This window comes from Pseudomonas sp. RGB (genome assembly GCF_007713445.1).
Taxonomy (GTDB): domain Bacteria; phylum Pseudomonadota; class Gammaproteobacteria; order Pseudomonadales; family Pseudomonadaceae; genus Aquipseudomonas.
Genome location: NZ_VMSH01000014.1, coordinates 22,920 through 40,902, shown reverse-complemented (window position 1 = coordinate 40,902; position 17,983 = coordinate 22,920). Strand labels below are relative to the sequence as shown.

The 17,983-nt window shown below is 58.6% G+C and carries 23 protein-coding genes; 12 read left to right on the top strand and 11 right to left on the bottom strand.

Annotated features, from left to right (window positions below):
- Positions 1–9 precede the first annotated feature (9 nt).
- A complete protein-coding gene (gene tldD, locus FPT15_RS23880) occupies positions 10–1,452 on the top strand; it encodes a metalloprotease TldD (protein ID WP_145165191.1) in 1,443 nt (480 codons plus the stop codon).
- A gap of 45 nt (positions 1,453–1,497) precedes the next feature.
- Here the strand turns inward: tldD and yjgA are convergent, their stop codons facing one another.
- A complete protein-coding gene (gene yjgA, locus FPT15_RS23875) occupies positions 1,498–2,019 on the bottom strand; it encodes a ribosome biogenesis factor YjgA (RefSeq protein ID WP_083360139.1) in 522 nt (173 codons plus the stop codon).
- Positions 2,020–2,127: 108 nt separating this feature from the next.
- On the opposite strand from yjgA, the gene pmbA reads away from it, so the two are divergent.
- The 6 genes from pmbA (at position 2,128) to FPT15_RS23845 (ending at position 7,397) form a co-directional block, all read left to right on the top strand.
- Positions 2,128–3,474, top strand: coding sequence for a metalloprotease PmbA (pmbA, locus tag FPT15_RS23870; RefSeq protein WP_124416442.1), 1,347 nt, complete (start codon positions 2,128–2,130; stop codon positions 3,472–3,474).
- Between the two features lie 148 nt (positions 3,475–3,622).
- Entirely contained in the window at positions 3,623–4,018 is a 396-nt protein-coding gene (locus tag FPT15_RS23865) for a FagA protein (RefSeq protein WP_145165189.1), read from the top strand.
- The gene (locus FPT15_RS23860; protein WP_145165187.1) at positions 4,011–5,387 is read left to right on the top strand and encodes a lyase family protein; all 1,377 of its coding nucleotides are present in this window, start codon (positions 4,011–4,013) and stop codon (positions 5,385–5,387) included. The genes FPT15_RS23865 and FPT15_RS23860 overlap by 8 nt, the downstream gene beginning before the upstream one ends.
- Positions 5,388–5,414: 27 nt before the next feature.
- The gene (locus FPT15_RS23855) at positions 5,415–5,858 is read left to right on the top strand and encodes a hypothetical protein (protein ID WP_145165185.1); all 444 of its coding nucleotides are present in this window, start codon (positions 5,415–5,417) and stop codon (positions 5,856–5,858) included.
- A gap of 1 nt (position 5,859) precedes the next feature.
- Positions 5,860–6,471, top strand: coding sequence for a superoxide dismutase (locus tag FPT15_RS23850; RefSeq protein WP_145165183.1), 612 nt, complete (start codon positions 5,860–5,862; stop codon positions 6,469–6,471).
- A gap of 32 nt (positions 6,472–6,503) precedes the next feature.
- A complete protein-coding gene (locus FPT15_RS23845; protein WP_145165181.1) occupies positions 6,504–7,397 on the top strand; it encodes a ZIP family metal transporter in 894 nt (297 codons plus the stop codon).
- Positions 7,398–7,499: 102 nt separating this feature from the next.
- Here FPT15_RS23845 and FPT15_RS23840 read toward each other — a convergent pair whose 3' ends face one another.
- The 10 genes from FPT15_RS23840 to FPT15_RS23795 form a co-directional block, all read right to left on the bottom strand.
- Positions 7,500–7,772, bottom strand: coding sequence for an HPr family phosphocarrier protein (locus tag FPT15_RS23840; RefSeq protein ID WP_049709983.1), 273 nt, complete (start codon positions 7,770–7,772; stop codon positions 7,500–7,502).
- A gap of 16 nt (positions 7,773–7,788) precedes the next feature.
- Positions 7,789–8,646 carry an RNase adapter RapZ gene (gene rapZ, locus FPT15_RS23835; protein ID WP_145165179.1) on the bottom strand — a complete coding sequence of 286 codons (858 nt, stop codon included), beginning with the start codon at positions 8,644–8,646 and terminating at the stop codon, positions 7,789–7,791.
- 2 nt (positions 8,647–8,648) lie between these two features.
- Entirely contained in the window at positions 8,649–9,113 is a 465-nt protein-coding gene (gene ptsN / locus FPT15_RS23830; protein ID WP_058419319.1) for a PTS IIA-like nitrogen regulatory protein PtsN, read from the bottom strand.
- A 9-nt stretch (positions 9,114–9,122) separates the two neighbouring features.
- On the bottom strand, positions 9,123–9,428 hold the full coding sequence (gene hpf / locus FPT15_RS23825) for a ribosome hibernation-promoting factor, HPF/YfiA family (RefSeq protein ID WP_106578678.1): 306 nt from the start codon (positions 9,426–9,428) through the stop codon (positions 9,123–9,125).
- Between the two features lie 74 nt (positions 9,429–9,502).
- Positions 9,503–10,996 (bottom strand): RNA polymerase factor sigma-54, encoded by a 1,494-nt coding sequence (locus FPT15_RS23820; protein WP_145165177.1) that lies wholly within the window; start codon positions 10,994–10,996, stop codon positions 9,503–9,505.
- A 184-nt stretch (positions 10,997–11,180) separates the two neighbouring features.
- Positions 11,181–11,906 carry an LPS export ABC transporter ATP-binding protein gene (gene lptB / locus FPT15_RS23815; protein WP_016974288.1) on the bottom strand — a complete coding sequence of 242 codons (726 nt, stop codon included), beginning with the start codon at positions 11,904–11,906 and terminating at the stop codon, positions 11,181–11,183.
- The gene (lptA, locus tag FPT15_RS23810) at positions 11,906–12,481 is read right to left on the bottom strand and encodes a lipopolysaccharide transport periplasmic protein LptA (protein ID WP_145165175.1); all 576 of its coding nucleotides are present in this window, start codon (positions 12,479–12,481) and stop codon (positions 11,906–11,908) included. Before lptA ends, lptB begins: the two co-directional genes overlap by 1 nt.
- Positions 12,468–13,040, bottom strand: a complete 573-nt coding sequence (gene lptC, locus FPT15_RS23805; protein ID WP_145165173.1) for an LPS export ABC transporter periplasmic protein LptC — start codon at positions 13,038–13,040, stop codon at positions 12,468–12,470. The genes lptA and lptC overlap by 14 nt, the downstream gene beginning before the upstream one ends.
- Positions 13,041–13,048: 8 nt before the next feature.
- On the bottom strand, positions 13,049–13,573 hold the full coding sequence (locus FPT15_RS23800) for an HAD family hydrolase (protein WP_145165171.1): 525 nt from the start codon (positions 13,571–13,573) through the stop codon (positions 13,049–13,051).
- A complete protein-coding gene (locus FPT15_RS23795; RefSeq protein WP_106578683.1) occupies positions 13,574–14,548 on the bottom strand; it encodes a KpsF/GutQ family sugar-phosphate isomerase in 975 nt (324 codons plus the stop codon).
- A gap of 319 nt (positions 14,549–14,867) precedes the next feature.
- Here FPT15_RS23795 and FPT15_RS23790 point away from each other — a divergent pair, with 319 nt between their 5' ends.
- From FPT15_RS23790 to FPT15_RS23770, 5 genes are read left to right on the top strand one after another with little or no spacing between them, the layout of a single operon-like run.
- Positions 14,868–15,677 carry an ATP-binding cassette domain-containing protein gene (locus FPT15_RS23790; protein WP_003171811.1) on the top strand — a complete coding sequence of 270 codons (810 nt, stop codon included), beginning with the start codon at positions 14,868–14,870 and terminating at the stop codon, positions 15,675–15,677.
- Positions 15,677–16,474: a lipid asymmetry maintenance ABC transporter permease subunit MlaE gene (mlaE, locus tag FPT15_RS23785; RefSeq protein WP_106578684.1), complete on the top strand. Its 798-nt coding sequence runs from the start codon at positions 15,677–15,679 to the stop codon at positions 16,472–16,474. Before FPT15_RS23790 ends, mlaE begins: the two co-directional genes overlap by 1 nt.
- Positions 16,474–16,941 carry an outer membrane lipid asymmetry maintenance protein MlaD gene (gene mlaD, locus FPT15_RS23780; RefSeq protein WP_005784855.1) on the top strand — a complete coding sequence of 156 codons (468 nt, stop codon included), beginning with the start codon at positions 16,474–16,476 and terminating at the stop codon, positions 16,939–16,941. Before mlaE ends, mlaD begins: the two co-directional genes overlap by 1 nt.
- Before the next feature lie 11 nt (positions 16,942–16,952).
- The gene (locus FPT15_RS23775; RefSeq protein WP_119736621.1) at positions 16,953–17,603 is read left to right on the top strand and encodes a phospholipid-binding protein MlaC; all 651 of its coding nucleotides are present in this window, start codon (positions 16,953–16,955) and stop codon (positions 17,601–17,603) included.
- The gene (locus FPT15_RS23770; RefSeq protein ID WP_106578686.1) at positions 17,600–17,905 is read left to right on the top strand and encodes a lipid asymmetry maintenance protein MlaB; all 306 of its coding nucleotides are present in this window, start codon (positions 17,600–17,602) and stop codon (positions 17,903–17,905) included. Before FPT15_RS23775 ends, FPT15_RS23770 begins: the two co-directional genes overlap by 4 nt.
- Positions 17,906–17,983: the final 78 nt, after the last annotated feature.

The window sequence follows — 17,983 nt, the reverse complement described above, 5'->3', positions numbered from 1 at the left end:
GCCAAACCTATGAGCGAGTTGTTGTCCTCAGTCAGTGAACACCTCCTGGCACCCGGTGGCGTGACCATCGAAAGCTTGCAAACCGTGCTCGGCGACCTGGCCGGGCCAGGCATCGACGCGGCGGACCTGTATTTCCAGGGGCAGATTTCCGAGTCATGGGCCCTCGAAGACGGCATCGTCAAGGAAGGCAGTTTCAACCTTGACCAGGGCGTGGGCGTGCGTGCGCAATCCGGTGAAAAGACCGGGTTTGCCTACAGTAATGCCATCACCCTTGAAGCGCTGGGTCTGGCGGCCCGCGCAGCGCGCTCGATTTCCCGCGCTGGCCAGAACGGCACGGTGCAGGCGTTCAGTACCCAGGATGTGGCGCAGTTGTACGCGCCGGATAACCCTCTGGAAGTGATCAGCCGTGCGGAAAAGGTCGATTTGCTCAAGCGTATCGACGCCGCTACCCGTGCCCTCGACCCACGCATACAGCAAGTGACCGTGAGCATGGCCGGTGTGTGGGAGCGCATTCTGGTGGCGTCCACCGACGGCGGGCTGGCGGCAGATGTACGGCCGTTGGTACGGTTTAATGTCAGCGTGATCGTTGAGCAGAATGGTCGCCGCGAGCGCGGTGGCCATGGCGGCGGCGGGCGTACCGACTACCGTTATTTCCTTTCTGATGACCGCGCCATGGGCTATGCCCGCGAGGCGTTGCGCCAGGCGCTGGTTAACCTGGAAGCCATCCCTGCACCCGCCGGTACCTTGCCGGTGGTGTTGGGTTCGGGCTGGTCTGGGGTTTTGCTGCACGAAGCGGTGGGACACGGCCTGGAAGGCGACTTCAATCGCAAGGGCAGTTCGGCCTACAGCGGGCGCATGGGCGAGATGGTCGCGTCCAAGCTGTGCACCATTGTCGACGACGGTACCTTGGCGGGTCGCCGTGGTTCGTTGAGCGTTGATGACGAAGGCACGCCGACCGAGTGCACCACGCTGATTGAAAACGGTGTGCTCAAGGGCTACATGCAAGACAAACTCAATGCGCGCCTGATGGGCGTGGCGCGCACCGGTAACGGCCGTCGCGAGTCCTACGCGCACTTGCCGATGCCACGTATGACCAATACCTACATGCTCGGTGGCCAAAGCGATCCGGCGGAAATCATCGCCTCGGTCAAACGCGGGATCTACTGCGCCAACCTCGGCGGCGGCCAGGTGGATATCACCAGCGGCAAGTTTGTGTTCTCCACCAGCGAGGCGTACCTGATCGAAGACGGCAAGATTACCGCGCCGGTCAAAGGGGCGACGTTGATTGGTAACGGACCGGAAGCCATGAGCAAGGTGTCGATGGTCGGTAACGACCTGTCGCTGGACAGCGGCGTGGGCACATGCGGCAAGGATGGGCAGTCGGTGCCGGTCGGCGTTGGCCAGCCAACCTTGAAGATTGATGCGATCACCGTGGGTGGCACGGGGTCGTAAGCGGTGGAGCTTCGGGTGGCGCAGAACGCCACCCGGGGAAGAGGATCAGCGCAGGCCGCGTTGAGTCTCGTCCAGCTCACGGATGTACTTGAAAATTTTACGGCTGGTGGCCGGAGCCTTGTTTTGCGCCAGTTCGTGCTGGGCCTGACGGATCAGGGAGCGCAGTTGCTGGCGGTCCGCGTCCGGGTAGTCCACCACGAATTTCTCCAGTACAGCGTCATCGCCCGAAATCAGGCGGTCACGCCAACGTTCCAGGTTATGGAAACGTTCGTTGTACTGGCGAGTGGAGGCATCGAGTTGATCGAGCAACGTCAGAATGGCGTCAGTGTCCTGATCGCGCATCAATTTGCCGATAAACATGATGTGCCGTTTACGCGCGATATTCGCGGTGTGCTTGGGCGCATCCGCCAGGGCCCGGCGCATTTCGTCGGTCAGTGGCAGTTTTGCAACCAAATCCGGCTTGAGCGTTGTAAGGCGCTCGCCAAGGTCAACCAGAGCATGCAGCTCGCGTTTGACCTGGGTTTTGCTTTTCTCCCCATCGAGGGAGTCGTCGTAAGAATCAACCATGGTGGCAGTCCGCAAAGAAACGCCGCCATGATAACCAGTCGGGGGCCGCTTGTCCGGCCCGGTCGCTCGATGGCCTTAACCGAAAGCAGAATTTGAGTGGAGAAAACCATGAGTGCAGCCCAAAGCGTCGGTCCGCAAGCGTTACCGGCACTGCAGGAACAAGTCGAGCAGATCCTTGCCGAGGCCAAGCGTCAGGGTGCCAGTGCCTGTGAAGTGGCCGTATCGCTGGAGCAGGGGCTGTCGACGTCGGTGCGCCAGCGGGAAGTGGAAACTGTCGAATTCAATCGCGATCAGGGTTTTGGCATCACCTTGTATTCGGGGCAGCGCAAAGGCTCGGCGAGTACGTCGGCCAGCGGTCCGGAAGCGATTCGCGAAACTGTCGCTGCTGCATTGGCCATTGCCAAGCACACGTCCGAAGATGAAAGCTCGGGCTTGGCCGACAAAGCGCTTATGGCCAAGGACTTGAAGGATTTCGACCTCTTTCACGCCTGGGACATCACGCCTGAGCAGGCTATCGAGCAGGCGCTGATCTGCGAAGCTGCGGCGTTTGATGCCGATCCCCGCATCAAGAATGCTGATGGCACCACCTTGAGCACCCATCAGGGTTGCCGTGTTTACGGCAACAGCCACGGTTTTATCGGCGGTTACGCTTCTACTCGCCATAGCTTGAGCTGCGTGATGATCGCCGAAGCCGATGGCCAGATGCAGCGTGATTATTGGTATGACGTAAGCCGCCAGGGTGAATTGCTGGCGAACCCGGTCAGTATTGGTCAGCGCGCTGCGCAGCGCGCGGCGAGCCGTTTGGGCGCGCGTCCGGTGCCGACGTGTGAAGTGCCGGTGCTGTTCTCGGCCGAACTTGCCGGCGGCCTGTTTGGCAGCTTCCTGGGGGCGATTTCCGGTGGGAATCTGTACCGCAAGTCCTCGTTCCTTGAGGGCGCAATCGGCCAGAAGTTGTTCCCTGAGTGGCTGACCATCGATGAGCGTCCTCATCTGATGCGTGCCATGGGCAGTTCCGCCTTCGACGGTGATGGCCTGGCGACCTATGCCAAGCCGTTCGTCGAGAAGGGCGAGCTGGTCTCGTACGTGTTGGGCACTTACGCCGGTCGCAAGCTGGGGCTGCCGAGCACGGCCAACTCCGGTGGCGTGCACAACCTGTTCGTGACCCATGGCGACGAAGACCAGGCTGCGCTGCTGCGTCGCATGGGCCGCGGCCTGCTGGTGACCGAATTGATGGGCAGTGGCCTGAATATGGTCACGGGTGACTATTCTCGCGGCGCCGCCGGTTTCTGGGTGGAAAACGGCGAGATTCAGTTCGCCGTCCAGGAAGTGACTATCGCCGGCAACATGCGCGACATGTTCAAGCAGATCGTTGCCGTCGGTAACGATCTGGAGCTGCGCAGCAATATTCGCACGGGGTCGGTGTTGATCGAGCGGATGACCGTCGCCGGCAGCTAAACACTCAACGTCTCAAAAAAAAGGCGCGCCATCCTACAGATGGCGCGCCTTTTTTTGTGCTCGCGCCATGGGTGGATTCATGTGTCACTCTTGTTTTGATTCTCAATATCATTTAATAATAAATATCATTACCGAATGAGTGTGGATCATGAGTTCTGTCCTGCATGAGGATCCGTACCTGGAAAGCTGGCGCTGGATGAGTCGTCAGATTCGCTGCGGCCTCGATCCCAATGAACCTCGCCTGATCGAACATTACCTCAATGAGGGTCGATACCTGGCGTGCTGCACCGCGACCCATCCGTGGACGATCGCTGAAACATCATTCCGTCTGTTGATCGACACCGCCAGCGATGTCGTCTTGCCCTGGCATTGGCGATCCATATGCCTGGACCAGGCGTGGCGCCCGCTGCGTGACCTGGAAAAACTCTCTCACTGTGCCTGCCGCCTCAAGCGCTGGCAGACCTTTGCCTGGCAATTGGCGACCTGCGAATTGCTGCCCTCCATTTCCGTTTCTGACCTGGTGCAAGGATCTTCCGATGAGTAACACCCGTATCGAACGCGACAGCATGGGCGAACTGCAAGTGCCTGCCGGGGCCCTGTATGGCGCGCAAACCCAACGCGCGGTGAACAACTTCCCAATCAGCAACCAGCGTATGCCGGCGCAATTCATTCGCGCCCTGATTTTGGCCAAGGCCGCCGCCGCCAAGGTCAACGTCGACCTCAAACAGATCAGCGAAGCGCAAGGCAAAGCCATTGTCGACGCCGCCCAGGGTTTGCTGGAAGGTGATTACATGCCGCACTTTCCGGTGGATATCTTCCAGACCGGTTCCGGCACCAGCTCCAACATGAACGCCAACGAAGTGATTGCGACCCTCGCCAGCCGTTTGCTGGGCGAAGCGGTCAACCCCAACGACCACGTGAACTGCGGCCAAAGCAGCAACGACATTATCCCGACCACCATTCACGTCAGCGCCGCATTGGTGTTGCACGAGCAAACGCTGCCGGCCTTGCTGCACCTGGTGCAGGTGATCGAACACAAGGCCGAGGAGGTCCATCCGTTTATCAAAACCGGCCGCACCCACTTGATGGACGCCATGCCGGTGCGTATGAGCCAAGTGCTCAACGGCTGGGCGCAACAACTCAAAGCCAATATCGGTCACTTGCAGGACTTGCTGCCGAGCTTGCAAGCCCTGGCCCAGGGCGGCACGGCGGTCGGCACCGGGATCAACGCACACCCGGAATTCGCCGCGCGTTTCAGCCAGCAACTGAGCACCCTGACCGGCGTGAAATTCACACCGGGCAAGAACCTGTTCGCGTTGATTGGCTCCCAGGACACCGCTGTGGCCGTCTCCGGCCAGCTGAAAGCCACCGCCGTCTCGCTGATGAAAATTGCCAACGATTTGCGCTGGATGAACTCCGGACCGCTCGCGGGCCTGGGCGAAATCGAACTGGAGGGCTTGCAGCCGGGCTCTTCGATCATGCCTGGCAAGGTCAATCCGGTGATCCCCGAAGCGACTGCGATGGTTGCTGCGCAAGTCATTGGCAATGACACCGTGATCACTGTTGCGGGTCAGTCCGGCAACTTTGAACTCAACGTGATGCTGCCGATCATTGCCCAAAACCTGCTCAGCAGCCTCGAACTGCTGGCTAATTCCAGCCGATTGCTGGCGGACAAGGCCATCGCCAGCTTCAAAGTCAACGAGGCCAAGCTCAAGGAAGCGCTGTCGCGCAACCCGATTTTGGTCACGGCCCTCAACCCGATCATTGGTTATCAAAAGGCCGCTGAAATTGCCAAGAAGGCCTACCAGCAAGGCCGTCCGGTAATTGACGTCGCCCTCGAGCACACCGACTTGTCACGTAGCCAACTCGAGATCCTGCTGGATCCGGAAAAGCTCACGGCCGGCGGCGTGTAATCACTGACTCTGCTTTGGAGGCTCACCATGGAGCACTGGAAACGCACGATCGAACGAGCCAATCGCTGCTTTATGCAGGGCGAATTGGTTGACGCTCGCGAGGCCTATTTGCAAGCCCTGGCCCTGGCTCAAGTGTTATTCGAGCGCTGGGCGGATGCCGACGAAGCAGTGGCGGCTTGCGTCATCTCCCATCACAACCTGGCGGACTTGCACCTGCGCCTGAACCAGCCCGAGGAAAGCGCAGAATACCTGTGCGCTATCCACCAACGCCTGTTGCAGACCATGCAGGACCCGCGCCTGAGCCCGCAATTGCGCGAGGCGGCGCTGCGCCAGAGCAGCAAGACCTACGTCGAACTGTTGAACTTCATCAGTGATCACGGCGAGTACCCGCGGACCCATCGCTTGCTGGGTGGCACTGCGGCGCAATCGCAAGCGTCGACCCGCAACAGTCCCTATTACGGAGCACATTGATATGTCCTACACCTTGCCTGCCTTGCCCTACGCCTATGATGCCCTGGAGCCGCATATCGATGCGCAGACCATGGAAATCCACTACACCAAGCATCACCAGACCTACATCAACAATCTGAATGCGGCGGTCGAGGGCACCGAGTTTGCGGGCTGGCCGGTTGAAAAGCTGGTCTCCAGCGTCCAGCAACTTCCGGAAAAACTACGCGCAGCGGTGATTAACCAAGGTGGCGGTCACGCTAACCATTCGTTGTTCTGGGCGGTGATGTCTCCCAAAGGCGGTGGCAAACCCGAGGGCGCGCTAGGCACAGCGATCGAGACGCAACTGGGCGGTTTCGACAGTTTCAAGGATGCCTTCACCAAGGCGGCCTTGACCCGATTCGGCAGCGGCTGGGCCTGGTTGAGCGTCACGCCGCAAAAAACTCTGGTGGTCGAAAGCAGCGGCAACCAGGACAGCCCACTGATGAACGGCAACACGCCGATCCTCGGTCTGGACGTCTGGGAGCACGCTTACTACCTGCTCTACCAGAACCGCCGCCCGGAATACATCAACGCCTTCTACAGCGTCATCAACTGGCCGGAAGTCGCCGCACGCTACCAGGCCGCCTTGGCCTGATATTCATCCAATAACAAGATCTAAGGCCAACTATGGGCACTGAAACACTGGCGATTAGCAGCGGACGAATGTTTCGTTATGCGTTTGGTTCGCTGCTGCTATTGGCAGGTACTGCATTGCTGGTGGCCCACGGGCTGGCCTGGCTGGATCTTGAACCGCGCATCCTGCGCGCCTTGCAGGGCGGGGCGATCTGCGCGCTTGGGACGGCACTGGGCGCAGTCCCGGTGCTGGTGATTCGCCGGATGCCGGTAGCGCTCAGCGATACCCTGCTGGGATTTGGCGCCGGTGTGATGTTGGCGGCGACGGCCTTTTCGCTGATCGTGCCAGGTATTGCGGCCGCTGAAGGCCTTGGGCTATCGCCTTGGGGAGCCAGTGGTTTGATCAGCTTCGGCATCATGCTCGGTGCGTTCGGGTTGTACCTGGTTGACCGCAAGGTCTCCGGCGCCAGCCCGGAAATGTTGGTGGGCACGCCGGACAAGCCGGTGATACCACCGCGCATTTGGTTGTTCGTGTTTGCCATCATTGCCCACAACATTCCGGAGGGCATGGCCGTAGGTGTCTCGGCGGGTGGCGGCATGCCGGATGCCGACAGCCTGGCCATGGGCATCGCCCTGCAGGATGTTCCGGAAGGTTTAGTGATTGCGCTGGTCTTGGCCGGGGCAGGGATGTCGCGGATCAAAGCGTTCTTGATCGGCGCTGCGTCAGGGTTGGTCGAACCCATATTTGCGGTGCTATGTGCCTGGCTGGTGAGCCTTGCGGAAATTTTGTTGCCGCTGGGGCTCGCACTCGCAGCTGGGGCGATGTTGCTGGTGGTGACGCACGAAGTGATTCCCGAATCGCGCCGCAATGGTCACGAAAAGCTTGCCAGCCTGGGACTGTGCATCGGGTTCTGCTTGATGATGGTGATGGATACTGCTCTGGGATAAACCTCGGCCCATTATTACAAGCCAGGCTTGGCAACGGTGGCGTCCGCCCGGTGACGGCAAGGCTTGAGGGCGTCCCGCCAGCGAGCCGATGCCTGGACGTGGTTATTCGCCTTCGTCAAAGAAGTTATTGATCAGCTTTACCAGCGCATCCATCGCTTCCTGTTCTTGCTCGCCTTCAGTCTTCAAGTGAATCTTGGTGCCCTTGCCGGCAGCCAGCATCATCATGGCCATGATGCTCTTGCCGTCGACCATGGATTCAGGAGTGCGCCCGGCCCGGATCTGGCAAGGGAACTGCCCGGCCACACCGACGAATTTGGCGGAAGCGCGAGCGTGCAGGCCCAGCTTGTTGATGATTTCAATTTCCAGAGCGGGCATCGAACAGGTGTTCCTTTCAGCTAAGGTCGCGGTGGCGAACCTGGACGTTCTTGAGGGTTTGTTGCAGCACCTGGCCAAGGCGTTCAGTCAGGTAGACAGAACGGTGATGGCCGCCGGTGCAGCCGATGGCGATGGTGACATAGGCACGATTACTCGCGGCAAAACGTGGTAACCATTTGAGCAGGTAGCTGGAAATGTCCTGGAACATCTCTTCGACATCCGGTTGCGCAGCCAGGTACTCGGCCACCGGCTGATCCAGCCCCGACTGATCACGCAGCTCCGGCTTCCAGTAAGGGTTGGGCAGGCAGCGAACATCGAACACCAGGTCGGCATCGACCGGCATGCCTCGTTTAAAGCCAAACGACTCGACGAGAAATGCCGTGCCAGGCTCTGGTTGATTCAGCAGGCGTAGTTTGATGGCGTCGCGCAGCTGATACAAGTTCAGGCCGGTGGTGTTGATCTTGAGATCGGCGAGGTCGATGATCGGCCCCAGCAGCGTGGTCTCGTCCTCAATGGCCTCGGCCAGCGAGCGGTGAGGGCTGCTCAGAGGGTGACGTCGACGGGTTTCAGAGAAGCGCTTGAGCAGCGTCTCTTCGTCGGCATCCAGGTACAGCACGTCGCAATGGATGTGCTTGGCCCGCACTTCTTCGAGCAATTCAGGAAATCGCGAGAGGTGGCTGGGGAGATTACGTGCATCAATTGAAACGGCAACCAGCGGCTGCGCCAACTCAGTGTGAATCAGCGCACGCTCGGCCAGTTCCGGCAGCAGGCCGGCGGGCAGGTTGTCGATGCAATAGAAGCCATTGTCTTCAAGGACATTGAGTGCGGTGCTTTTACCCGAGCCGGAACGGCCGCTGACGATGATCAAACGCATGATTACTGCCTGTTTTGTTCATCCAGGACAACCTGATAGAGCGCCTCGTTGCTGCTGGCACTGCGCAGTTTGTCGCGTACTTCCTTGCGGTCGAGCATGCTGGCGATCTGCCGGAGCAGTTCCAGGTGTGCATCGGTAGCAGCTTGTGGGACCAGCAGAACGAACAGCAGGTCGACCGGGGCGCCGTCGATGGCATCAAAATCGATTTTTTCTTGCAGGTGTAAAAGTGCACTTACGGGAGAAGTACAGCCTTCAAGGCGGCAGTGAGGAATGGCGATGCCGTTACCAAAACCGGTCGAACCCAGCTTTTCACGGTCAATCAGGGCCTTGAACACAACTTGCTCATCCAGCTCAGGCACTTCACGGCTGATCAGGTTGGCGATGTGTTCGAGGGCTTTCTTCTTGCTGCCGCCCGGCGCGTTCACGAGTGAACGGCCGGGGGTCAGGATGGTTTCAAGTTGGATCATGGGGGAGAGTTAACGACCTGTACCTTGCATCAGGTGCAGATACTTTTCCTTATGCTTTATGAGTTGGCGGTCCAGCTTGTCGTAGAGCGAGTCAATCGCTGCGTACATGTCTTCATGCTCCGCATTGGCGACGAGCTTCGCATTCGGTACGTGCAGGGTGGCCTCGATTTTTTGCTTGAGCTTGTCGACCTCCATGATGACCTGCACGTTGGTGATCTTGTCAAAATGCCCCGCAAGCTTGTTCAGCTTGCTCTCGGTGTACTCACGCAGGGGCTTGGTAACTTCCAGTTGGTGTCCACTGATGTTGACTTGCATACAGCTTCTCCTTCGTTGCCAGTGCATAAAGCGGCAGGCAAAACGCCTGCCACTGGAACGCTATGGCCCGCCCGTCACATCAAACGCTTACGCTCGCTGGAAGGCGCGATCCCTAGGGACTCGCGGTACTTGGCGACGGTTCGACGGGCGACCTGAATGCCTTGTGCCTCCAGTAAACCAGCGATCTTGCTGTCACTCAACGGCTTTTTCTGATTTTCCGCAGCAACCAGTTTTTTGATGATCGCGCGGATCGCCGTGGAGGAGCATTCGCCGCCCTCGGAGGTGCTGACATGGCTGGAGAAAAAGTATTTCAACTCATAAATACCCCGTGGGGTATGCATGAACTTCTGCGTGGTCACCCGGGAGATCGTTGATTCGTGCATGCCCACCGCCTCGGCGATGTCATGCAGCACCAACGGTTTCATTGCCTCGTCGCCATATTCCAGGAAGCCGCGCTGGTGCTCGACGATCTGGGTGGCCACTTTCATCAGGGTTTCATTGCGGCTTTGCAGGCTCTTGATGAACCAGCGCGCTTCCTGCAACTGGTTGCGCATGAAGGTGTTGTCGGCACTGGTGTCGGCGCGGCGCACAAAGCCTGCGTATTGCGGGTTGACGCGCAAACGTGGCACCGATTCCTGGTTAAGCTCCACCAGCCAGCGCTCGTTGTCCTTGCGCACGATCACGTCGGGAACGACGTATTCGGCTTCGCTGGACTCGATTTGCGAGCCGGGACGCGGATTGAGGCTCTGTACCAGCTCGATGACCTGGCGCAGGTCGTCTTCCTTGAGCTTCATGCGGCGCATCAGTTGGCTGTAGTCGCGGCTGCCCAGCAGGTCGATGTAGTCGGTGACCAGGCGCTGGGCCTCGGCGAGCCAAAGCGTCTTGGCGGGCAGTTGACGCAATTGCAGCAGCAGGCACTCGCTGAGGGTGCGAGCACCGATGCCGGCGGGCTCAAACTGTTGAATGCGGTGAAGGACGGCTTCGATTTCGTCCAGCTCGATGTCCAGCTCCGGGTCGAAGGCCTCGAGGATTTCATCAAGGGTTTCGTCCAGGTAGCCCTGGTTATTGATGCAGTCGATCAGAGTGACAGCGATCAGGCGATCGGTGTCGGACATCGGCGCGAGGTTAAGTTGCCACAACAAATGGCTTTGCAGGCTTTCGCCAGCGGACGTGCGGGTGGTGAAATCCCATTCGTCATCGTCATTGCTGGGCAGGCTGCTGGCGCTGGTCTGGTAAACGTCTTCCCACGCGGTATCCACGGGAAGGTCGTTGGGGATGCGTTCGTTCCATTCGCCTTCCTCAAGGTTATCCACCGTTGGGGCGGTTTCCTGGTAGGAGGGTTCCTGCACGTCGGAGTTGGGTTTTTGCTCGATGTTGTCGGCCAGCGGGTCTGCATTATCGAAGTCGTCGCCTTCTTCCTGGCGTTCGAGCATCGGATTGGACTCCAGGGCCTCCTGGATTTCCTGTTGCAGGTCCAGGGTCGACAATTGGAGCAGGCGGATGGCCTGTTGCAGCTGAGGTGTCATCGTCAGCTGCTGGCCCATTCTCAGGACTAGCGATGGTTTCATGGCAGGGGCTTAACACCTTATTCGCCGGCGCAATGCGCCATCCACGACAGGGCGCGTGAGCGCCAAACATAAGCAAATTATATGCCTGATGTCGGGGGCTTTGCCTAGAGCGCGGTAACAATAAAAAAAAGAGGTTTTTATTGACTCCCGCGCGCCTTGGCGAACAGCCGTGACACCACGGTGCTTACAGGCGGAACTCGTGGCCCAGATACACTTCCTTGACCAGTTCGTTAGCCAGGATTGTGGCTGAATCGCCCTCGGCGATCAGCTGACCATCGTTGACGATATAAGCCGTTTCACAGATATCGAGGGTTTCACGGACGTTGTGGTCAGTGATCAACACGCCGATGCCCTTGGCTTTGAGGTGGTGGATGATCTGTTTGATGTCGCCGACCGAGATCGGGTCAACGCCGGCAAACGGTTCGTCCAGCAGGATGAACTTCGGTGCGGTTGCCAGTGCACGTGCGATTTCCACGCGACGGCGCTCACCACCGGACAGGCTCATGCCGAGGTTGTCGCGAATGTGGTTGATGTGGAATTCCTGAAGCAGGCTTTCCAGCTCCTTGCGGCGGCCGTCACGGTCGAGTTCCTTGCGGGTCTCGAGGATCGCCATGATGTTGTCCGACACCGACAGTTTGCGAAAGATCGACGCCTCCTGTGGGAGATAGCCGATACCTGCGCGTGCGCGGCCGTGCATCGGCTGGTGGCTCACGTCGAGGTCGTCGATCAATACACGGCCCTGATCCGCCTGGACCAGCCCGACGATCATATAGAAACACGTGGTTTTGCCGGCACCGTTAGGGCCGAGCAGGCCGACGATCTGGCCGCTGTCGATCGACAGGCTGACGTCGCGCACGACCTGACGGCTTTTGTAAGCCTTGGCCAGATGCTGGGCTTTGAGGGTTGCCATTAGTTCGCCTTCTTCGCAGCGGGTTTAGGCGCAGGCTGAGCGGCAGCGTCTTTCTGCTTGGGCTGGATAACCATGTCGATACGCGGCTTCGGCGTGCCGATCTTCGCGCCAGTGGCGCGACCCGCCTGAGCGATCTGCTTCACGGTGTCATAGGTGATTTTCTCACCGTCCGTGGTGTTGCCATCGCTGCTCACAACCCTGGCCTGATCGATCAGGATGATACGGTTTTGCTGGGCGTGATACTGGATGGTCTTGCCGTAGCCCTTCATCGGAGCAGGGTCTGCAGCAGCCTGCTTCTGTTCGAAATAGGCCAGGTTACCCACCGAAGTCACCACGTCGATGTCACCCGCAGGCGTACGCGTGAGCGTCACCGTGTTGCCGGTAATTTTCATCGAACCTTGGGTGATGATCACGGCACCGGTATAGGTTGCAACGCCTTGCTTGTCATCCAGCTGCGCATCGTCAGCCTGAATGTGGATCGGTTGCTGGCTATCGTTCGGCAGAGCCCAGGCGCTCACGCTTCCCAGTGCTGCGCCCAGACCGAGCAAAATAGGGAGGGTTTTAACGAGCCTCATACTGTCCTCTTACGTTCGATAGCAGGTGTATCCTGCTTTCTTTCAAATACGCTTTCATTCCCTTGCCAGTCGATACACCGCCAGCGCCGTCGATTCTAACGTCTTGCTCGGTCTGCGCATATTGCTGTTGTGGGAAAACGGTCATGCGACTGCTGGTAATAATAGTGTCGCGGTTCTTATCGTCAGTACGTGCAACACGTACCGAGTCGATCAGTTCTACCTGAGTGCCGTCCGGGTTGACCTCGCCATGCTTGCTGGTGACATGCCAGGGGAACTCAGTGCCGCGGTACAGGTTCATGTCCGGGTTGGTCAGCAACGTGACTTCCGACGACTTCAGATGCTCGACTTTGTCCGAGGTCATTTCATACTGAACCTTGCCATCCGGCAGGAACTGCACGCTGTAGGCGTTGGTTGCGTAATAGTCGATGGCGCCTCCGTCAACCTGCGCAACAGGCTTGTCGAGAAAGCGTTCGGGGCTGATATTCCAGTAGCCTACCGCCAGAAACAGTGCGGCGATGACCCCGAACAGCAGGAAATTGCGAATCTTTTTGCTCAGCATAAAACGCTCTATAAGTAGGCGGCGTGTGCCGCTTCAAGGCTGCCCTGGGCACGCAGGATCAATTCGCAGAACTCGCGGGCGGCACCTTCGCCGCCACGGGCTGTGGTGATGCCATGGGCGTGCTCGCGAACAAAAGTCGCCGCATTGGCGACGGCCATACCCAGGCCTACGCGGCGGATAACCGGGAGGTCAGGCAGGTCATCGCCCAAGTAGGCGACCTGCTCATAGCTTAGGTTGAGTTGGCCAAGAAGCTCGTCCAGAACCACCAGTTTATCCTCACGGCCCTGATACAGGTGAGGAATACCCAGGTTTTGTGCACGGCGTTCCACAACCGGTGTTTTTCGACCGCTGATAATCGCAGTTTGCACGCCCGCGGCCATCAACATTTTGATGCCTTGGCCATCGAGGGTGTTGAACGTCTTGAATTCACTGCCATCTTCGAGGAAGTACAGGCGGCCGTCGGTCAGCACACCATCGACGTCGAAAATTGCCAGTTTGATGTTTTTACCGCGTTGCAGCAGGTCGCTGGTCATTTACATCACTCCCGCACGCAGCAAGTCGTGCATGTTCAGTGCGCCAACCGGGTGATCGTCGCCGTCGACAACTACCAGCGCAAGAATCTTGTGGTCTTCCATGATCTTCAACGCTTCGGCCGCGAGCATTTCCGGGCGTGCGGTCTTGCCGTGAGGGGTCATGACTTCATCGATCGTAGCCGTTTGAATGTCGAGATTGCGGTCCAGCGTGCGGCGCAGGTCACCGTCAGTGAAAACGCCGGCCAGACGCCCGTCGGACTCCAGAATGACAGTCATGCCCAGGCGCTTGAGGGTCATTTCCATCAGCGCGTCCTTTAATAGGGTGCCGCGCTGGACGTGGGGCAGTTCATCCCCCGAATGCATGACGTTTTCCACTTTCAGCAGCAGGCGACGGCCGAGAGCGCCGCCTGGATGCGAAAACGCAAAATCTTCAGCTGTAAAACCGCGAGCTTCCAAGAGCGCCACGGCCAAGGCATCGCCCATGACCAGTGCGGCGGTGGTCGAGGAAGTCGGCGCCAGATTCAGCGGGCAGGCTTCGTGGGCTACGTGAACATTCAAGTTCACTTCCGCGGCCTTGGCCAGCGTCGAATCCGGGTTGCCGGTAATGCTGACCATCTTGATGCCCAGGCGCTTGATCAGCGGCAGCAGGGTCACGATTTCGTTGGTGGTGCCGGAGTTCGACAAGGCCAGGATGATGTCATCCTTGGTGATCATGCCCATGTCGCCGTGGCTGGCTTCGGCCGGGTGTACGAAAAAAGCCGTGGTTCCGGTGCTGGCCAGCGTGGCGGCAATCTTGTTGCCAACGTGGCCTGACTTGCCCATGCCAACCACGACAACGCGGCCTTTGCTGGCCAGAATCATCTCGCAGGCACGTACGAAATCCGCGTCGATATGGGCCAGCAAGCCCTCTACGGCTTCTAGCTCGAGGCGGATGGTGCGTTGTGCGGATTGAATAAGGTCGCTGGATTGGCTCATGTCTGAAATCGTATAGCCTGACGAAAAGTCGGCGATTATAGCGGTAATGATCAATTCCCTCACGCAAGTTCGTCAGGGTTTATTCTGCTAGTGCACGAGAATCATGCCCAGCAAGGTTTTTTGCCTGTCCCGAATCTGAACGAGCGCTGTTCCGGCCTTGGGGGCTCTGTACCACCAGTGATATAGTTCGCCGCCAGTTCGGTCCGCCCAACCCATGTGACTAATGAATGCGCACCTGTTGCAAACTATTGCGCACCCATTGCAAACGAATGTCGCAAACATGGTGTCTGAGTGAAAGGCTGCATCCCAAGGAGATTAGATGAGTGCCGATAACGCCTACGCGGTCGAGCTGAAGGGCCTTACCTTCAAGCGCGGGACGCGCAGCATCTTCAATAACGTCGATATTCGCATTCCCCGCGGTAAAGTCACGGGCATCATGGGGCCTTCCGGTTGCGGCAAGACCACCCTGTTGCGCCTGATGGGCATGCAATTGCGCCCTAGCGCCGGCGAAGTGTGGGTCAACGGCCAGAACCTGCCGACACTGTCGCGCAGCGATCTGTTCGATGCCCGCAAGCATATGGGCGTGCTGTTCCAGAGCGGTGCCTTGTTCACCGACCTCGATGTTTTCGAAAACGTGGCGTTTCCGCTGCGGGTGCATACCCAGCTGTCCGATGAAATGATTCGTGACATCGTGTTGCTGAAACTGCAGGCCGTGGGCCTTCGCGGTGCCATCGACCTGATGCCTGACGAATTGTCCGGCGGCATGAAGCGCCGTGTCGCGTTGGCGCGTGCCATTGCTCTCGATCCGCAGATCCTCATGTATGACGAGCCCTTCGTCGGTCAGGACCCCATTGCCATGGGGGTGCTGGTGCGGCTTATCCGCCTGCTCAACGATGCGCTCGGCATCACCAGTATCGTGGTGTCCCACGACCTGGCTGAAACCGCGAGCATCGCCGACTACCTCTATGTGGTAGGCGATGGCCAGGTGCTGGGGCAGGGCACGCCTGAAGAGCTGATGAACGCTGACAACCCGCGCATTCGCCAATTCATGACCGGCGATCCCGATGGCCCGGTGCCTTTTCATTTTCCGGCAGCGGACTACCGCTCAGATCTTCTGGGGAAGCGCTGATGCGCAAGACATCTCTCATCGAAAAGGTTCGCCTTTTCGGTCGCTCGGGCATCGACATGGTCGAAGTGCTTGGGCGTTCGACGATTTTCCTGTTTCACGCGTTGCTCGGTCGCGGCGGCATCGGTGGCGGCTTTGGCCTGCTGCTAAAGCAACTGCACTCAGTAGGCGTGATGTCCCTGGTCATCATCGTGGTTTCCGGGATTTTCATCGGCATGGTGCTGGCGTTGCAGGGGTTCAATATCCTCTCCAGCTACGGCTCGGAGCAGGCAGTGGGGCAGATGGTCGCCCTGACGCTGTTGCGTGAGCTGGGCCCGGTGGTCACCGCCTTGCTGTTTGCCGGGCGCGCAGGTTCTGCGCTGACTGCCGAGATCGGCAACATGAAGTCCACCGAGCAGTTGTCCAGCCTGGAAATGATCGGCGTGGACCCACTCAAGTACATTGTTGCCCCGCGCCTGTGGGCCGGCTTCATTTCCCTGCCACTGCTGGCGATGATTTTCAGCGTGGTGGGCATCTGGGGCGGTTCGTGGGTGGCGGTTGACTGGTTGGGCGTCTATGACGGCTCGTACTGGGGCAACATGCAAAACAGCGTGACCTTCAGCGGCGACGTGCTCAATGGCATCATCAAAAGCATCGTTTTCGCCTTTGTAGTGACCTGGATCGCCGTATTCCAAGGCTATGACTGTGAGCCCACTTCAGAAGGGATCAGTCGCGCCACCACCAAGACCGTTGTGTACGCCTCGCTGGCGGTACTGGGCCTTGACTTCATTTTGACCGCCTTGATGTTTGGAGATTTCTGATGCAAAACCGCACTGTGGAAATCGGTGTCGGCCTTTTCTTGCTGGCTGGCATCCTGGCTTTACTCTTGCTGGCCCTGCGAGTCAGTGGCCTTTCGGCCAGCCCGACCGCCGATACTTATAAACTTTACGCTTACTTCGACAATATCGCCGGTTTGACTGTCAGAGCTAAAGTGACCATGGCCGGTGTAACCATCGGCAAGGTCACGGCAATCGATCTGGATCGCGACAGCTTCACCGGGCGAGTGACCATGCAGGTAGACAAGAAGGTAGATAATCTGCCGACTGACTCCACTGCATCTATTCTCACTGCGGGTCTGCTGGGCGAGAAGTACATCGGCGTCAGCGTGGGCGGGGAAACAGCCCTGCTCAAGGATGGTTCGACAATCCACGACACACAGTCGTCGCTGGTGCTTGAAGACTTGATCGGTAAATTCCTGCTCAATACGGTCAATAAAGACGCCAAATGAGGAATCTGTTCATGATCTCTACCTTGCGACGTGGCCTGCTGGTGCTGCTTGCAGCGCTGCCCCTGATGGCCAACGCGGCGGGTTCTGCGCACGATCTGGTGCAGGACACGACCAACAAAATGTTGGCTGACCTGACCGCCAACAAAGAGCAGTACAAGCAAGACCCAAGCAAGTTTTACGATGCGCTCAACACCATTGTTGGGCCAGTGGTTGATGCCGAAGGCATTTCCCGCAGCATCATGACGGTCAAGTATTCGCGCAAGGCAACGCCTGCGCAGATGCAGACCTTCCAGGAAAACTTCAAAAAGGGCCTGTTCCAGTTCTACGGTAATGCCCTGCTGGAATACAACAACCAGGGGATCACCGTTGCTCCGGCCGGGGATGAGTCAGGTGATCGCACCAGCGTCAACATGACCGTCAAGGGCACCAACGGCGCCGTCTACCCTGTGCAGTACACGCTGGAGAAGGTCAAAGGCGAGTGGAAGCTGCGCAACGTGATCATTAACGGCATCAACATTGGCAAGCTGTTCCGCGATCAGTTCGCTGACGCCATGCAGCGCAATGGCAACGACCTGGACAAAACCATCAATGGTTGGGCCGGTGAAGTCGCCAAGGCCAAGGAAGAAACCGACAAACAAGCTGCCGGGAAGCCTGCGCAATGACCGAGTCGGCTGTTCGGCTTGGTGACGCCGGCGAATTATTCCTGAGCGGCGTGCTTGATTACCGCTCCGGGCCTGACCTGCGTAAGCAGGGCCAGGCGCTGATCAACAGCAGCAACGCGCCTGCGCTGGTGCTGGATTGCTCGGCAGTGACCAAGTCCAGCAGCGTCGGTTTGTCATTGTTGCTGTGCTTCATGCGGGATGCCGAGGCGGTCAAAAAACCGGTCAGCATCCGTGCGTTGCCTGAGGATATGCGCGAAATTGCTGAGGTTTCCGGTCTGACCGAGCTTCTGGCGCATCCTTAATAGCCAATATCAAGGAAGCCCCCCGTCAGAGTCCTGCTATGCGGGGTTCGCAGGCGCGGGGCTTTTTTGTATGATGTG

Bases quoted from the DNA above. Each gene is read 5' to 3' on its own strand.
- FPT15_RS23860 (WP_145165187.1), top strand. From the start codon at position 4,011: ATGAGTAACACCCGTATCGAACGCGACAGCATGGGCGAACTGCAAGTG.
- rapZ (WP_145165179.1), bottom strand. From the start codon at position 8,646: ATGCGTTTGATCATCGTCAGCGGCCGTTCCGGCTCGGGTAAAAGCACC.
- tldD (WP_145165191.1), top strand. From the start codon at position 10: ATGAGCGAGTTGTTGTCCTCAGTCAGTGAACACCTCCTGGCACCCGGT.
- pmbA (WP_124416442.1), top strand. From the start codon at position 2,128: ATGAGTGCAGCCCAAAGCGTCGGTCCGCAAGCGTTACCGGCACTGCAG.
- FPT15_RS23770 (WP_106578686.1), top strand. From the start codon at position 17,600: ATGACCGAGTCGGCTGTTCGGCTTGGTGACGCCGGCGAATTATTCCTG.
- ptsN (WP_058419319.1), bottom strand. From the start codon at position 9,113: ATGATCCAACTTGAAACCATCCTGACCCCCGGCCGTTCACTCGTGAAC.
- FPT15_RS23775 (WP_119736621.1), top strand. From the start codon at position 16,953: ATGATCTCTACCTTGCGACGTGGCCTGCTGGTGCTGCTTGCAGCGCTG.
- FPT15_RS23865 (WP_145165189.1), top strand. From the start codon at position 3,623: ATGAGTTCTGTCCTGCATGAGGATCCGTACCTGGAAAGCTGGCGCTGG.
- mlaD (WP_005784855.1), top strand. From the start codon at position 16,474: ATGCAAAACCGCACTGTGGAAATCGGTGTCGGCCTTTTCTTGCTGGCT.
- FPT15_RS23790 (WP_003171811.1), top strand. From the start codon at position 14,868: ATGAGTGCCGATAACGCCTACGCGGTCGAGCTGAAGGGCCTTACCTTC.
- FPT15_RS23820 (WP_145165177.1), bottom strand. From the start codon at position 10,996: ATGAAACCATCGCTAGTCCTGAGAATGGGCCAGCAGCTGACGATGACA.
- FPT15_RS23795 (WP_106578683.1), bottom strand. From the start codon at position 14,548: ATGAGCCAATCCAGCGACCTTATTCAATCCGCACAACGCACCATCCGC.
- FPT15_RS23845 (WP_145165181.1), top strand. From the start codon at position 6,504: ATGGGCACTGAAACACTGGCGATTAGCAGCGGACGAATGTTTCGTTAT.
- hpf (WP_106578678.1), bottom strand. From the start codon at position 9,428: ATGCAAGTCAACATCAGTGGACACCAACTGGAAGTTACCAAGCCCCTG.
- FPT15_RS23800 (WP_145165171.1), bottom strand. From the start codon at position 13,573: ATGACCAGCGACCTGCTGCAACGCGGTAAAAACATCAAACTGGCAATT.
- yjgA (WP_083360139.1), bottom strand. From the start codon at position 2,019: ATGGTTGATTCTTACGACGACTCCCTCGATGGGGAGAAAAGCAAAACC.
- lptB (WP_016974288.1), bottom strand. From the start codon at position 11,906: ATGGCAACCCTCAAAGCCCAGCATCTGGCCAAGGCTTACAAAAGCCGT.
- lptC (WP_145165173.1), bottom strand. From the start codon at position 13,040: ATGCTGAGCAAAAAGATTCGCAATTTCCTGCTGTTCGGGGTCATCGCC.
- FPT15_RS23840 (WP_049709983.1), bottom strand. From the start codon at position 7,772: ATGCCCGCTCTGGAAATTGAAATCATCAACAAGCTGGGCCTGCACGCT.
- lptA (WP_145165175.1), bottom strand. From the start codon at position 12,481: ATGAGGCTCGTTAAAACCCTCCCTATTTTGCTCGGTCTGGGCGCAGCA.
- FPT15_RS23850 (WP_145165183.1), top strand. From the start codon at position 5,860: ATGTCCTACACCTTGCCTGCCTTGCCCTACGCCTATGATGCCCTGGAG.
- mlaE (WP_106578684.1), top strand. From the start codon at position 15,677: ATGCGCAAGACATCTCTCATCGAAAAGGTTCGCCTTTTCGGTCGCTCG.
- FPT15_RS23855 (WP_145165185.1), top strand. From the start codon at position 5,415: ATGGAGCACTGGAAACGCACGATCGAACGAGCCAATCGCTGCTTTATG.